This window comes from Longicatena sp. 210702-DFI.1.196 (genome assembly GCF_020563125.1).
GTDB lineage: Bacteria > Bacillota_I > Bacilli_A > Erysipelotrichales > Erysipelotrichaceae > Longicatena > Longicatena caecimuris.
The window spans coordinates 35655-50151 of record NZ_JAJCPX010000015.1 but is presented as its reverse complement, the minus strand read 5'-3'; the positions used below and the strand labels follow the sequence as shown (position 1 = coordinate 50151).

Annotated in this window: 14 protein-coding genes and 7 tRNA genes; 20 read left to right on the top strand and 1 reads right to left on the bottom strand. The window is 36.7% G+C overall.

The genetic code is table 11. The features are described 5' to 3' along the window. The first annotated feature begins 2 nt into the window (after window positions 1–2). The 16 genes from LI241_RS08135 to LI241_RS08060 all read left to right on the top strand — a co-directional run bounded on the left by LI241_RS08135 (window position 3) and on the right by LI241_RS08060 (window position 7682). Entirely contained in the window at window positions 3–641 is a 639-nt protein-coding gene (locus tag LI241_RS08135) for a V-type ATP synthase subunit D (RefSeq protein WP_008687685.1), read from the top strand. 167 nt (window positions 642–808) lie between these two features. Then, window positions 809–885 (top strand) — tRNA-Arg (locus tag LI241_RS08130). Window positions 886–892: 7 nt separating this feature from the next. Further along, window positions 893–969 (top strand) — tRNA-Pro (locus LI241_RS08125). 6 nt (window positions 970–975) lie between these two features. Continuing rightward, a tRNA-Met gene (locus tag LI241_RS08120) sits at window positions 976–1052 on the top strand. Window positions 1053–1064: 12 nt separating this feature from the next. Then, window positions 1065–1141, top strand: a tRNA-Ile gene (locus LI241_RS08115). Between the two features lie 17 nt (window positions 1142–1158). Beyond that, window positions 1159–1249, top strand: a tRNA-Ser gene (locus LI241_RS08110). 44 nt (window positions 1250–1293) lie between these two features. After that, a tRNA-Met gene (locus LI241_RS08105) sits at window positions 1294–1370 on the top strand. Window positions 1371–1373: 3 nt separating this feature from the next. Then, window positions 1374–1449: transfer RNA gene (locus LI241_RS08100), tRNA-Phe, on the top strand. Between the two features lie 462 nt (window positions 1450–1911). After that, a complete protein-coding gene (locus LI241_RS08095) occupies window positions 1912–2427 on the top strand; it encodes an RNA polymerase sigma factor (RefSeq protein WP_008687687.1) in 516 nt (171 codons plus the stop codon). Continuing rightward, window positions 2424–3143 carry a hypothetical protein gene (locus LI241_RS08090; RefSeq protein WP_008687689.1) on the top strand — a complete coding sequence of 240 codons (720 nt, stop codon included), beginning with the start codon at window positions 2424–2426 and terminating at the stop codon, window positions 3141–3143. The genes LI241_RS08095 and LI241_RS08090 overlap by 4 nt, the downstream gene beginning before the upstream one ends. After that, window positions 3133–4026, top strand: a complete 894-nt coding sequence (locus LI241_RS08085) for an ATP-binding cassette domain-containing protein (RefSeq protein ID WP_227151126.1) — start codon at window positions 3133–3135, stop codon at window positions 4024–4026. Before LI241_RS08090 ends, LI241_RS08085 begins: the two co-directional genes overlap by 11 nt. Beyond that, the gene (locus LI241_RS08080) at window positions 4004–5347 is read left to right on the top strand and encodes an ABC transporter permease (protein WP_008687693.1); all 1344 of its coding nucleotides are present in this window, start codon (window positions 4004–4006) and stop codon (window positions 5345–5347) included. Before LI241_RS08085 ends, LI241_RS08080 begins: the two co-directional genes overlap by 23 nt. Window positions 5348–5642: 295 nt before the next feature. Beyond that, complete coding sequence (locus LI241_RS08075; protein ID WP_008687696.1) at window positions 5643–6416, top strand: hypothetical protein; 774 nt, start codon at window positions 5643–5645, stop codon at window positions 6414–6416. After that, window positions 6416–6613 carry a hypothetical protein gene (locus LI241_RS08070; RefSeq protein ID WP_008687699.1) on the top strand — a complete coding sequence of 66 codons (198 nt, stop codon included), beginning with the start codon at window positions 6416–6418 and terminating at the stop codon, window positions 6611–6613. The genes LI241_RS08075 and LI241_RS08070 overlap by 1 nt, the downstream gene beginning before the upstream one ends. A gap of 15 nt (window positions 6614–6628) precedes the next feature. Further along, window positions 6629–6997 carry a GntR family transcriptional regulator gene (locus LI241_RS08065; protein ID WP_008687700.1) on the top strand — a complete coding sequence of 123 codons (369 nt, stop codon included), beginning with the start codon at window positions 6629–6631 and terminating at the stop codon, window positions 6995–6997. Next, complete coding sequence (locus LI241_RS08060; protein ID WP_008687702.1) at window positions 6981–7682, top strand: ABC transporter ATP-binding protein; 702 nt, start codon at window positions 6981–6983, stop codon at window positions 7680–7682. Before LI241_RS08065 ends, LI241_RS08060 begins: the two co-directional genes overlap by 17 nt. 117 nt (window positions 7683–7799) lie before the next feature. On the opposite strand, the gene LI241_RS08055 is transcribed toward LI241_RS08060, so the two are convergent. Then, the gene (locus LI241_RS08055) at window positions 7800–8366 is read right to left on the bottom strand and encodes a hypothetical protein (protein WP_008687703.1); all 567 of its coding nucleotides are present in this window, start codon (window positions 8364–8366) and stop codon (window positions 7800–7802) included. Between the two features lie 201 nt (window positions 8367–8567). Here LI241_RS08055 and LI241_RS08050 point away from each other — a divergent pair, with 201 nt between their 5' ends. The 4 genes from LI241_RS08050 to LI241_RS08035 are packed head-to-tail and all read left to right on the top strand — an operon-like array spanning window position 8568 to window position 14496. Further along, window positions 8568–9839, top strand: a complete 1272-nt coding sequence (locus LI241_RS08050) for an FHA domain-containing protein (protein WP_008687706.1) — start codon at window positions 8568–8570, stop codon at window positions 9837–9839. Next, window positions 9836–13933 (top strand): FtsK/SpoIIIE domain-containing protein, encoded by a 4098-nt coding sequence (locus LI241_RS08045; protein WP_008687708.1) that lies wholly within the window; start codon window positions 9836–9838, stop codon window positions 13931–13933. The genes LI241_RS08050 and LI241_RS08045 overlap by 4 nt, the downstream gene beginning before the upstream one ends. After that, window positions 13926–14180 (top strand): hypothetical protein, encoded by a 255-nt coding sequence (locus LI241_RS08040; RefSeq protein WP_008687711.1) that lies wholly within the window; start codon window positions 13926–13928, stop codon window positions 14178–14180. Before LI241_RS08045 ends, LI241_RS08040 begins: the two co-directional genes overlap by 8 nt. Window positions 14181–14193: 13 nt before the next feature. Then, window positions 14194–14496: a WXG100 family type VII secretion target gene (locus LI241_RS08035; protein WP_008687713.1), complete on the top strand. Its 303-nt coding sequence runs from the start codon at window positions 14194–14196 to the stop codon at window positions 14494–14496. The last annotated feature ends 1 nt before the right edge of the window (window position 14497 follow it).

Here is a 14497-nt window from a genome sequence, read left to right as displayed (position 1 = left end):
TCATGGCAAATAAACAGGTATTTCCTACGAAGGGAAATCTGATTGCGACGAAAAAGTCGAATGCGCTGGCTCATATGGGATATGAGCTTATGGATCGTAAACGGAATATTTTAACGCGTGAAATGATGGGTTTACTGGATGATGTCAAAATGTTACGTGATGAAATAACTGAGACTTATCAACGTGCATATGCGGCTTTACAGCAAGCGAATATGACGTTGGGTGTTATCAGTGATCTGGTTGAAGCAGTTCCTATCGATAATGGTATACATGTGAGTTATCGCAGTGTCATGGGTGTTGAAATTCCTAAGATTTCTTATGATAAGCCGGATTATACTTTGAGTTATGGTTTAGAACATGCGAATTCTAAATTGGATTATGCGTATCGCTGCTTTTATCGTGTGAAGGAGCTGACCGTTGTTTTGGCGGAGGTTGAGAATAGTGTTTATCGCTTGGCAAATGCTATTCGCAAGGCGCAAAAGCGAGCAAATGCGTTGAAGAATATCGTGATACCGGATTTTGAAGGAAATATTAAATTCATTAGTGATGCGTTAGAGGAAAAAGAGCGCGAAGAGTTTTCTCGACAGAAGGTTATTAAAGCAACGAAAGATAAAAAAAGTAGTCAGGAACGGCCTTTGTAGCTGTTCCTGATGATGTTAAAATGCTTTAAATAAAGGGTTTTAAAAGAGCCGTAAAAAGATTCAAAAAAGTTTTTAAAAAATTGAAAAAAACACTTGCATAAGTAGGAATTATTTGTTATTATATTAGGGCACTGATGAAGTGCAAAAGAAAAAATGGTTTCATAAATGCGCCCATAGCTCAACTGGATAGAGCGTTTGACTACGGATCAAAAGGTTGCGGGTTCGATTCCTACTGGGCGCGCCATTTATATCGGGATGTAGCACAGCTTGGTAGTGCACTTGATTTGGGATCAAGGGGTCGCAGGTTCAAATCCTGTCATCCCGACCATTATTTGGCTGGGTAGCTTAGTTGGCTAGAGCATCCGGTTCATACCCGGAAGGTCGCGAGTTCGAGTCTCGCCCCCGCCACCAATTTGGCTAAATGGACCCTTAGCTCAGTTGGTTAGAGCAGCCGGCTCATAACCGGTCGGTCGTAGGTTCGAGTCCTACAGGGTCCACCAAAATAAAACTATATTTTGGAGGAATACCCAAGTGGTTGAAGGGTCCGGTCTTGAAAACCGGTAGGTCGGGAAACTGGCGCCTGGGTTCGAATCCCAGTTCCTCCGCCATTACGTTATTCAAATATGTGAAAACCGAATCGCTCATTAAACATCGCGGGGTAGAGCAGCCTGGTAGCTCGTCGGGCTCATAACCCGGAGGTCGTTGGTTCAAATCCTTCCCCCGCAACCAAATGGTCCCGTAGCTCAGTCGGTAGAGCAACGGACTGAAAATCCGTGTGTCGTTGGTTCAATTCCGACCGGGACCACCATTTGAATAACTGGCCGTCTCTAGATGAGGCGGTTTTTTTTGTGTGGAATTGAACATTCGGATATGTCCGTTGCTTACATTCCTCATTAACGTCTATTCGAAAAAGTGGCGGGGGAAGGATGCAACATGCACGTGAGGGCTGCTCTGCCTGTACAATGGCGGAGAAATAAACCTACCGGTTTTCCAATCATGAACATGTTACTTGGGTATGACGTGGCGGGGGCTATTTTCATAACGTTCCCGCGACCTTGCTTACCCGTATGGATGACAGGATGAACGCAATTTTATGCTCAATTGATCTCGTCAAGTGCACTTCGTTCCTAACAGGGTAGTCAAACGCACATCCATAATCGTACACACCTTATTGTATTTCAAAATAGGCGTTACTACGACACGCATAAAAAAAACGATTAAAAGAAAACTTTTTTTCTGATTTATCAGTTAACTATATGAGGAGGCTGCTATGAAAGAACATACAATCATAGAACACATACGACATGGCGATGTGAATGCACTCGATACGTTGATCCGTCAATATTATCCACAGATATATTCCTATGTCTATGCACGTGTCAAACATCGTGATATTGCAGCAGATATTACACAAGAAGTCTTTATCCGTTTCACACAACATATTGACTCCTACACCTTTCAAGGAAAAACCAAACAATATTTACTAAGAATTGCCATCAATCAGTGCAATAGTTGGTATGCGAAATACAAAGAAATAGCATTGCCGGATGATTTGGAAATTGCTGATGAAAAAACAGAAGATACATACGATCGACAACGATTGATTTTTTATCTTAACAAATTGCCGGATGAACAAAAAGATGTATTATTGTTAAAATACTTTGAACAATTAAAAAGTAAAGAGATTGCAACATTACTAAACATTAGTGAATCTACGGTAAAAACGCGTGTTCGTTTGGGCTTAAAAAAACTTAAAACGTATATGAAAAAGGAGGAATGGCTATGAGAATACATTGGAAAGAATTGCGGCAATATGATGAAAAGGCAATGGAAAAAACGATAGCGCAATGCCAAACACTAATGAAACACAAAGAAAATTGGTTCGTCAGTAAAAAAACAGCCTATCGTCAATTTGCGAAATTAGAAATTAAACGTATAAGTGTAGTATATGGCTTCTTTTTACTCTGTTTACTATATTTTTTACTTTTTTCAGAACAAATGAAAATCGGAATCGTGTTGCTGTATTATCTGTTACTAGGGTCCTATTTTCTCTATCAATTATATGAATTTAAAAATAATGATATGGAAGAATTAATGCAGGCACTTCCAATTCATGAAGGTAAACGCTTTATCTTGCATATGTGTACGTTTCTTATTATACACCTCATTAGTTTTCTAAGCTTTTCAATAGTTGGCTATCTACGTATGGACATCTCCATGTTAGAAATCATGCAATTAGCCTTAATACCTTTATTCCTGGCACATGGTTGTATGTTGTTTTTCTTAAACAGAATCAAACGACTTTATACAGCTTTCATCAGCTATATAATATTATTTTTGTTCTTTAGCAATTTCTTTCATCCAATCTTGATTAACAGTAGTGCACTGCAGTTAGGTTGGATCCAAACACTTATTGTGTCATTGTTCTCTACCGTATTATTTCTGATTGCCGCATATCGATATGGCTTAAAATTACAAAGGAGGATTCATTATGGAGCTTAAGACACATCATCTCAGCAAATTTTATACAAAAGAAAAGGCAGCGGTTGCCGATGTGAATCTTGTTTTGCAAGAAGGTATTCATGCTTTATTAGGAGCAAATGGAAGCGGGAAGACAACACTTATGCGGATGTTGTGTGGTATTTTAAAACCAAGTGAAGGTATAGTTACCTTTAATGCTAAAAATATTATGGAAAATTATGAAGAATACATTCTTCATTTGGGCTATTTACCGCAAAATGCAGGATTTTATATGAATTTCACAGTAATTGAATTTCTCCAATATATTGCCGTATTAAAGTGTCTGGAAGCTGATTATGCAAAACGGAAAATTGATGAGCTATTGGAGTTATTACGTCTAAAAGAACAGTCCAAAAAGAAATTGCGTCAATTATCTGGTGGTATGCTACAGCGTGTCGGTATTGCACAGAGCCTGTTAAACCATCCTAAGCTATTGATATTGGATGAGCCAAGCAGTGGCTTAGATCCTAAAGAGCGTATTGCCTTGCGGCAGCTATTATCGCGTTTAGCAAAAGATACTATTGTGATTCTTTCAACTCATATCGTCAGTGACATAGAAAATATAGCAGATGATATTTTGCTAATGAAAGAAGGGCATATTCTCTTCCAAAAGACAGTAACAGATACATTGCAAGAATTAAAAGGACACGTTTATGAATTATTAACAGCAGAAAATGAGCGAGAAATTATTGAAAAAAATTACACAGTAGTGAATTGTAAAAGAGTAAGTGAAGGTATCCTGTTTCGTTTGTTAAGTGACGATATGAAAGATAAGCGCTCAATTGTTGTAGAACCAACATTAGATGATGTATATTTATCTTATTTTCATGAGGAGGCTGAATATGTGGAAACTAATTTGTTATGAATGGAAAAAGTTAGCGAAAAGCCGTTCCAATTTATTGCTGTTCGTGGTGTTGTTAGCGGCCTGTGCTTACCAGATTAAAACGAATGTAACAACGGATATAAAAGACTATTATTTCGTATCCGATGAACATCTCGATGTGGTGAAAGAACAACAAAACTTTGCGAACAAAAGCTTTGAAGAGTTACAGAAACAGATGGGCGCCATCCATTACAATGAGATTGATCAAGAGCATTATAATTCTAGTCGTTCTTTGGATGAAAATTATATGAAGGTAACGTATGGTACACACTGGAAAGAACTTGTAAAGGCATATGAAGAGCACACTTTGACGCAAGAAATGTTGAATGATTGGAACGTTATGAGTCAAGATGATACCCAGCAACAGTCGATTGTAAGACTGGAAGATTTTACGATACATTATCTTTATACTGATGAAAGAGAGGTATCCGATCTTAAGGCAATGTTTCCAGATACGGTGATATTAACGAACCGTCAAGATTATCTTTATACCAAAGAAAAAGCTGAGCAAGGTTCCACACAGTGTTTTTTGAAAGAGTGTAATGGTTTTAATGCGATGTACTACGATACGTTAAATACCCGCTTTCTGAATGCGTCAAAGACCTATCATCCCACCATCCTAGCTAATAAATATTTTGATGAAATCATGCGAGTGAATTTTCTTGTTCTATTGCTCATCAGTATTTTGTTAGGCAATATTTACAGCAAAGAATCAAGTGAACAAACAATGATATATCTTTGTACAAGCAAGGCTGGATGGAAAAAAGTATCTATCGCTAAACTCATTGTCGCTTTGACTATTGGCGTATTGATTCCTATGCTGATACCAATTATCTCCAGTTTGGTTAATTATCTACGGTATGGTGGTTTTGACTTACAGATGTTTTATTATGGCATCGGTGATGTATCTGCCAATAGCATCGTACCTTATATTTTTACGAATGGGGAACTTTTAATAATCGTGTGTTTTGCATTGTTGGTTGGCTATACAGCATTGACATTAACATGTTTAACAATATCACGTTATGTAAAAAATACGTATATTGCAGGGGTCAGTGTTTTAATGCTGACGATATTACCCATCTATAATATCTTTACGTTGCAAAGTACCAATCTCAATGTCTGGTTTCCATCCTATCTGTTAATGCGGATATTTGATAATTTGGGGTATACATCACAATTGTTTTTCCAATTTGGCAGTATAACGATTTTACGATTATGGCTATATGTATTGGTTTGGTTTCTTGGCTGTGGTATATGTTTATTACTTATTCATCAGAAAAATAAGAAACATCTTATATAATTTCTCATTGATTGGTAATCTAATAACCTTATGATGTTAATGTCATGAGGTTTTTTTACAAGATAACCTACAGAGATATGAAACAATAGTTATGAAATTAAGATAATCTTTGGGAATTGCGACGCTATATAAAAAGGAGAAACAATTCATACGTTATCCATAACGTTAGTGATCTTTATTTTCCATAACACATATCAAGTGAAATAATGGTTGACACAACTGGCAGATCAATGTATTATTGTATTAGATGATTAATACAATAATACATCTAGTAAGAAACAAGGAGGGAATAAAAGTGTTTTGGAAATTATGTAAACATGAATTGAAATGTTCATATCGAGGTTTTCTTATTTTATATGCAATCACATTATTATTGGCGGTGATGATCAATCCAAGTATAGATTCAATGTTTGTGGTAACATTAACATTGATTTATGGATTGCTGCTATGTGTTATCCTAATCATGTCGATGTATGTCATCATTAAAAATTATCATACATCCATGTTTGCCAAACCGGCATATTTAACCCATACACTACCGGTATCTACGACAAAGCTGTTAATTGTAAAAATTTTGGTAGGGCTTATTTGGTTTGCACTATCCTATGGTGTTATCCTTGCCTCCATTATTGTCATTGGTTTATCTGTCGACAATTTCGATCTACAGCTCCTTTTTAAGGCATTTTCGCATATCCATATTTCATGGGGAGCAATCTTATATGCGGTATACACTGTGCTAGGTGTTGTGGAAAGTATTACCTTATTATATCTTGTAATTGATATTACTCATACGACACATATCCAACGTTTCCGTGTCCCTATTGCTATTGTGCTGTTTTTAATTATTTCTTGGGTATCATCGGAGATTATGAACATGTTCATCAATCCCGGACAAGGTTCTTTATTACAAATGGTCACAAGCAATGCAATGATAGGACAAAATATAAATACGACATTGTTAACAGATATGACGAAATTACTCATTTTATGTGGCTGGGAATTATTGTTAGTTTGTTTGTATTTCTTCTCAGGTAAGTATTTGATAGATCATAAAATAGAGGTAGAATGATGAAGGATCTTAAGGAAAAAGTACTTATTATTGCGTTGATTCTGCTATTTTCCTTTTGGTATTTGTATACCGGATATCTGGTCTTTGATTATTTTACGATCGGATGGCCATTTTATCTGATTGGTATCCTCATTTTGCTGATTATTATAGCAGCATGTCTGCATACAGTAAAACGTATGAAAAATGGTGAGTACTAAAAAGGAGTGATCTTGATGGACTTTGATACAAATCTACCAATTTATTTACAAATTATGACCGAAATAAAACGATTGATCATAACAGGAACTTATAAACCATCACAAAAAATTCCTTCTGTACGTGAATTGGCAATTGATTATGGTGTAAATCCAAATACGGTACAAAGAGCGTTAAGTGAACTTGAACGCGAAGGACTCGTGGCAAGCGAACGAACGAGTGGGCGTTTTATATGTGATGATATTGAACGTATACAAAAATTAAGAGTAACAATGATGAAAGAGAAAACAGATCAATTTCTAAGAGAAATACATGAATATGGATTTGATGAAGAGGAATTGATGGAAACGATAAGGGAGCGATTACAAAATGGAAAATCTTGTTGAGATTTGCGGATTAAATAAAGCATATGGTAATAAGCCGACATTACATGATATAGATATATTTTTACAGCCCGGACAGATTGTTGGTTTGTTAGGACCAAATGGCAGTGGTAAAACAACTCTGATCAAAATATTGACGGGATTGTTAAAGGATTATAGCGGTGTTGTAAAAATCAATGGAAAAGCGATTGGCACGGAAACGAAAGCAATCGTATCTTATTTACCTGATGAACCTTATTTCTCAGATTGGATGAAGGTTAAGGATGCATTATCAATTTTTATGGATATGTATGCTGATTTTGATTATGCGAAATGTCTGGAAATTATGAAAAAGTTCCAGATTGAGGAAAATGTGCGGATTAAAACGATGTCGAAAGGAACAAAAGAGAAGTTTCAACTGGCTTTGGTCATGAGCCGCAAAGCTAAGCTGATTATCTTAGATGAACCAATTGGTGGTGTTGATCCTGCGGCACGTGAAGTGATCTTAGATACGATATTGGAAAATTATTCACCTGAGCAGACCATTTTAATTGCCACACATTTGATTGCTGATATTGAACGAATTTTCAGTAATGTTATTTTCATTAAGAAAGGTAAAATTGTTTTGAATAAAGAAGTAGAAGAAATTCGTCAGGAAAGCAACAAGTCGATAGATGAATTATTCCGTGAGGAATTTCGTTATGAATAAGGCGAAAAAATAACTGTTTTAGCATAATAATGACGTATAGAATCATTCATTAGGAATGAGGATATACGTTTTTTTGTTATGTGATGGATGTAGTGGACTAGACGAAAATAGCTTAGGCTATTTAGATGGTACATTTTCATGTAGTAAATACGACAGGAACAGACTCATGCCAATCGTAAAAGATATTTCTAATAAAGTAGAAACGCCTCCATTTAATAAAAAAAGCAAACTGTCAAATACAACAAGGGTAAAATATTTAGGAAAAGCTTTCCTAAAGAAGCGATAATCTTTTTTAAATGTATCGAAAAGAAAATGAAAGAATAACAGGACATAGCCAATGGTTGACCACATAGCAAGCCGTGTATGCCATTTGGATAATTGAGGATATTGCATAGGATCATAGGGAAGACAGACAGATATGATCATGATGATACAGACAACACCTAAGCAAAACTTACCCAAAGATGATGTATAGCGTAACGCTTGCATGAGTTTCATTGTATACCAGAAAAAATAGGCGGCAGCGCTGCTTGCCCATATTATTAAATATACAGGATGATGTAATGTATTTCCAAGGTAAGATAAGTTTTCTGTTAGGGGAGCACAGTACCATAAGGTTCCCAGATTTATTATACAAATCAAAACAATGGCAATGTACTGTATGAATTGATTCCTATCCTTCATGGCAACTCTCCTTTTCTAATGTCATTATTATACACAAAAAACAAGTAGATAAAAAGAGATCATTCATTATGACATGGATGATGATTTGACCGTATTTGTTATCAGTTTTTATGAACCTAAAATAAAAAAATGAAATAAATCATTAAAAATTACGTTTTTTTGATTTTAAAACGTATATACAAGGTGAAGGGGGATAGAGCAATGAATGATAAGCTGAAAAAGATGGAAAAACGTGAAGATGGTTTTTTAGAAGTTCAGTTGAAACGTCTGGCTGATTTTGATGACTATCTGTTTCAGAAAATGCATGAGGATGCAAGCTGTTTACTTTGTATACGTGATTACCGAAGTAAAAGCCGTTTGTATTATGATCTAAAGGGACATCTCACATTACGTTCTTATTTACAGCAACATGCTTTTGAAAAGGGAGAATTTCTTGCTTTTTTGCTTTTCATTTTAGAAGATATGGTTCGTGTCAATGCCAGCAAACCCATCTGTTTAGATGTAGAATATATTTTTTTATCAGCTGATGGAAAGCATTTAAAATTTCTTGTTTTGCCATTACAAGAAGATGGTTGGTTATTTCAAAAAGAGGAAGTAAAAGCCTTTGTTAAACAGTTGTTGAGTGCGGTACATACGAATGAAGATTATGAAACAGCTGGATTATTGGTTCAAATATTAAAACAAAAAGAATTCACATTGCCTGTCTTGTTACAACAATTGCATGCATTACAGGAACAAACGATGGCAAAGTTAACTTGGTGGCAGCGCATATGGCATAAAGAGAAGGAGGCTTATTATGTAAGAGATCTACCTAATGTACAAGTTTATCCCAGTATTCTGCCGGAAATTTCCATTCAGGAAGAAAGGCTGTACTGTGGGACACAACAAAAGATGAAAGAAGAAGATACATCTGACAAAGCTTCGAATAAGGTTAAAATAAAAAAGAGGAAACGCAGACAGGGAAAGAAAGATCAAAATTCAAATAGTGATGCTATACGAGCAGCTATGGAGGATAAAGAAAAGGTAATAGAAAAGGCAGAAGATCAAAGTAACAGAAGATTGGATAAAGTGGATATTCCAAGCTTTCCAAATGAGTTTGCGCATAATCATCAAGTGAAAGAAGAAGCATATTCGACAATAGACAAGAGAGAGGACAGCTATGCGCAAACTGTGGTTTTATTTGAAGAAACAATACCTTATTTGGAAAATGTGGATAGTCATGAGCGAATTATCTTAATCAAAGAACCTTTTACGATAGGAAGAAGCCCGGATAATGATCTTTGTTTACAGGCGTTGGAAGTATCAGCGTATCATGCGGCGATGGAAAGTTCGCAAAACCTTTTAAAAGATTTGCATTCCTCTAATGGAACCTTTGTGAATGGGGAAAAGATTCATGAACAAAGGCTACAGGATGGTGATAAAATCGCTTTTGCGAATCAGTGCTTTTATTATCATAGCAAGGTTTCTTCATGAATAGGCAAGCAGCAGAGTTATTGTGTTTACATAGCTCATTTTGTTTATATACCAAAGAAAATGTTACCCAAATTGAATTACTTATAAAAGAGCGTGCCAAGTATTGGCTGTATTTAGAATCAAAAGATGAACGCATACCTGTGATGGAGGTAAGCTGGGATAGTAAGCTAGGCTGGCATTGGTATGGTAATCAACAGTTTTATGATGCGAAGCAGCTTTGTGAAGGCTTTTTGAAAAGAGCACATATTCATCAATTTTATGGACAGCCAAGTTTACGTTTATTATTACAGCAATATGATACTATGCCCCAATTTCGTTATTACGCTTTATCATATAAGCAAATTCTCATTGGTCGTGGAAAAGATTGTGAAATTCAGTATGAACAACCTTATGTATCATTTCATCATGCTTTATTGCGTTGTGAGCAAACACAATGGGTGCTTAGTGATCTGCAAAGTCGTAATGGTGTGTATGTGAATCAGCAACGTGTGAAAGAAATAAAGCTACAATGTGGCGATGTTATTCATATCATGGGGTTGCAGCTGGTATTTGGTCATGATTTTTTTATGGTGCAGATGTTAGAAGGTGTCCGCGTGCGAAATCTCTCATATTATCAATTGCCTACTGAACAAGCGTTATCTCCACAGCAATTCTGTTTAAAGGAAAGTAGTGTCCATTTTCCAAAATTTTCGATAGAGCCAATTACCATAGAACCACCGAATGACAAAGTGCCACAAAATCAGCTTCCCTTATGGCTTTCCCTAGGGCCTTCCTTAACGATGGGCATTTCATCAATTGTGATGGGGATATCAGCATGGATGCAAGCAATCATACTGAAACAATCTATATGGCAAAGTATGCCTTCTTTGGTCATGGCTGCCAGTATGGCGCTTTCAACCATATTGTGGCCAATCATAAGTCGTTCCTTTGAAAAACGACAACAACTTCAAAAACAACGACAATATGAAACCGTGTATTTGTCCTATTTAGAAAAAAAACAAAAGAGTATAGAGGATCAGGTCAGTGCTAAAATTGCTTATATGATAAAGCAAAAACAGCTTTGGTTATTAGGAAATGAAAAGCTGCAAGAGCAGGCGCATCCAATATGGTTTCTAACAAAGCAAGCGAACGGCTTTTTAGATGTCTTGTTAGGGGAAACTAGGATGAGCTTGCAAGTGCCTTTGAACTATCAACAACAAGAGTTGTCGCTGTATGAGACATCTATAACAAAAGCGTTTTCCCGTTTTATTGAGCAAGCTACGTTACAGCTTCAACAGACGATTACGCATTCTTTTGGTGAGCACCGTAGTCTAGCCATTTGGGGTGAAGAGAGTTTATGGATGAGCTTGCAATTGGTATTGCAACTATGTCTGACGCACTCACCAAAACAATTAAAACTTTTTTTAATTGGCGATGAATATCTGACACGAGCGTGGCATTTACGTTTTTTACCTCATGTTTTCTTAGATCAACAACGTTTACTTATAACTGATCGCCAGTCGGTATCCTATTTATTAAATAGCCTGCAAAAGTTACAACAACAGAATATTACATGTCTTTTGGTTTATTTTACATCTTCTAAGATGTCCTATCTTCCCATTGATGAATACATAAAGCAATATGCATTTCTACATGTTTTACAACAAGCAAAGGAAAAAACTTTTTTAGCATCGGCAATGGAAACACTTTGTTATGTGCCTCGGCGTGATTTGGCATATCTTCAGCAAGCTGGTGAAAGCATATCATTTCAGCCTTTTCCATGTGCAGATGATGTCATAAAAAATAATTTTCAAGTTATCGACAGCTATACCAAAATGTCTTGTGTAACAAGTACGAAACTGTCGTTTCTGTCTATGTATCATTGTGGGAATGTATCGCAACTAGATGTATTACATCGTTGGAAACAAAGAAAGCAAAAACGTTCTTTAGCTGTCATTGTGGGAAAAGATCAACATGGTGAAATGGTGTATTTAGACGCCCATGAAAGCCGCCATGGACCACATGGTTTGATTGCCGGCATGACGGGATCAGGAAAAAGTGAATTTTTAATGACATATATATTGTCATTATGTGTTTGTTATAGCTGCGAAGAAGTGAGTTTTGTATTGATAGATTACAAAGGTGGCATGATGGCAAACGCATTTGCCAATGTCCCACATATCGCATATTGTATGACGAATCTAGAAGAAGGGAATATGTATCGCTTTATGCAGGCGCTAGATGCGGAATTGAAATATCGTCAGCAGTTGTTTCAAGATACTAAAAGACAGCTTGATGTGGCTACGGTAGATATGGATGCTTATCAACACTATTATCGTGAAGCTCTTGTAAAAAAACCTTTGGCACATCTGTTTCTGATTGCTGATGAATTTGCTGAATTGAAAACTCAACAGCCACAATTCATGGAACAATTAAAACAAGCAGCGCGCATTGGTCGAAGTTTAGGCATTCATTTGGTATTGGCTACACAGAAGCCATATGGCATCATCGATGATCAAATATGGAGCAATGCGCGTTTTCATATATGTTTAAAGGTGCAGGATAAAAGCGATAGTATGGATATGTTAAAAAAAGAGGATGCATGTAATCTTCAACAGGCTGGTGAATTTTATATGCAGGTGGGAAATGATGAGCTATATTTGCAAGGAATAAGCAGTTGGACGCAAGCCCCGTATCATCCGGAAACAACATATCAAAAACCTTTAGCACAGGATATTTGCTTATATAACGATCAATTTGAAATCATCCATAAGCAACAGTTAAAAAAGCAGGAAGCTTCCTTGCATACCCAGCTGGATGTTATTTGTCATTATCTACAACAACAAAGTGAAGTAGCAGATGATCAGCGCCCGTTCTTTTTGCATGCTCCATTACCGTTTAAGGTACAAGAATGTTTATGTACAGAAAGTGAGCCTTGTTTGGGAATGGCGGATGATATCAGCAAGCGTCAGCAATTTCCATTTCTATTTCCTATTGTGAACATGACACATGCATTGGTTGTGGGAAAGCAAGGGAGTGGGAAAACGATATTTATTGAGAAATTCTTATGGGAATGCGCGAGAATTGCGTACAGGGAGCTATCGGCAATTTATGTTTTGGATGGTTTTGCCACCAAGTTAAAGGTTTTGCAACAATTAGATATAGTTGCGAATGTGATGTGTATGAAAGATAACGAATATGTGGAAAGTTTATTTTATCAGCTGCAACATGAAACCTTATGGCAGGATGATACAAAGCATATATTGCTTATCATTCATGGCTATGAGCAATGGAAGGAAAGCTATCCGCAACTGGATGATGTATTAACTTCCGTATTTTTAAAAACGCCTTTTGTGCATATTTTCATGAGTGTTACTGCAATCGCTTTATTACCTTATCGTCTTCTTACTTATTTCGCGCAACGTTATGTTTTGCAACTGCCGGATTCAAGTGAGTATGCCTGTTTATTAGAAGATACTTCGTTGCGGCCTATGGCACAAAAAGGCAGTGGTCTTTTTATCAGGCAACAGCGCGTGATGCTATTTCAAATTTATCCATATGCAAACAGTATACAAGAACAATTGCTGCTTGCCCAAACACAGGGACAAAGTGTATATGCTGTTCCTATCCTTCCCAAACATATATCAACGCAATACCGTAGTGATGCTTTGTTTTTAGGAAAAGATATAGAAAGTAAAGAAGATTGTTGGTTAATGCTCGATTCATGTTCCTATCTTTTCATATGTCAGGCTTTTCAATATGCAAATGCGTTTATCGCTTATCTTAATGAATGGAAACAACGTTTCCCAAGTTATGCCCAACACTTATCGCTGTATCAAGGTACATCTTCCTTACCGCAACAAGAAAACCAGCGCATACCAGTATTACTACAAAATCTTACAACACTTAGCGAGCTGCAATTGTTGCCATGGTATGTGCAGGCTTTGTATGAAGGGGATATTTTGTGGATTGGAAAAGGATTGCAGGAAGCAGCATCAATATTGAAACTGCCTATGGCATGTATGGATAAAGAATTACAGGAGCACGAAGCTTTATGGTATCGAAAGGGGGAAATACGATGGATACGTGTATGGGAGGACGATCAACATGGATGAAAGAATTTTGGTGGAGACGTGCCTACCAGTCGTGCAAATGCGTTTTGATGCAGGTCTGGCATCTTCTTTGACGATTCAACAGGCGATGCAGCTTTTATATGAAGCAGCGATGCAACAGGTAGAGAAAGGAGTATGGATACCAAAGCCAATCTTGTTGTATAACGCTAGCAATAACTGTGTGCTTAGAAAGGATAGCACAATAAAAGAGGCAAGGGTCCAAAGCGGTGATTGTATATATTTATTTTAGGAGGTAGTTTATCATGAGTGTAAAAATCAATGTAGATCCAGCACGACTAGAGGCAAGCGCTTCTCACATAGAACAGATGTATATGAATTATGAACGTGAATATCGTCGTTTGTTTCAAGATGTTCAAACGATGGGAAATAATTGGCAAGGAAAGGATAATCAGGCATTTGTTCAGCAAATTAATGGCTTTGTGAAAGACTTTGCCTCAATGCGAAATTTGATGAAGGAGTATGCAGAATTTTTAAAAGCATCGGCTAGGGCATATCGCAATACACAGAATGAACGTGCACAACAAGCACGGCATCTAATAAATTAGG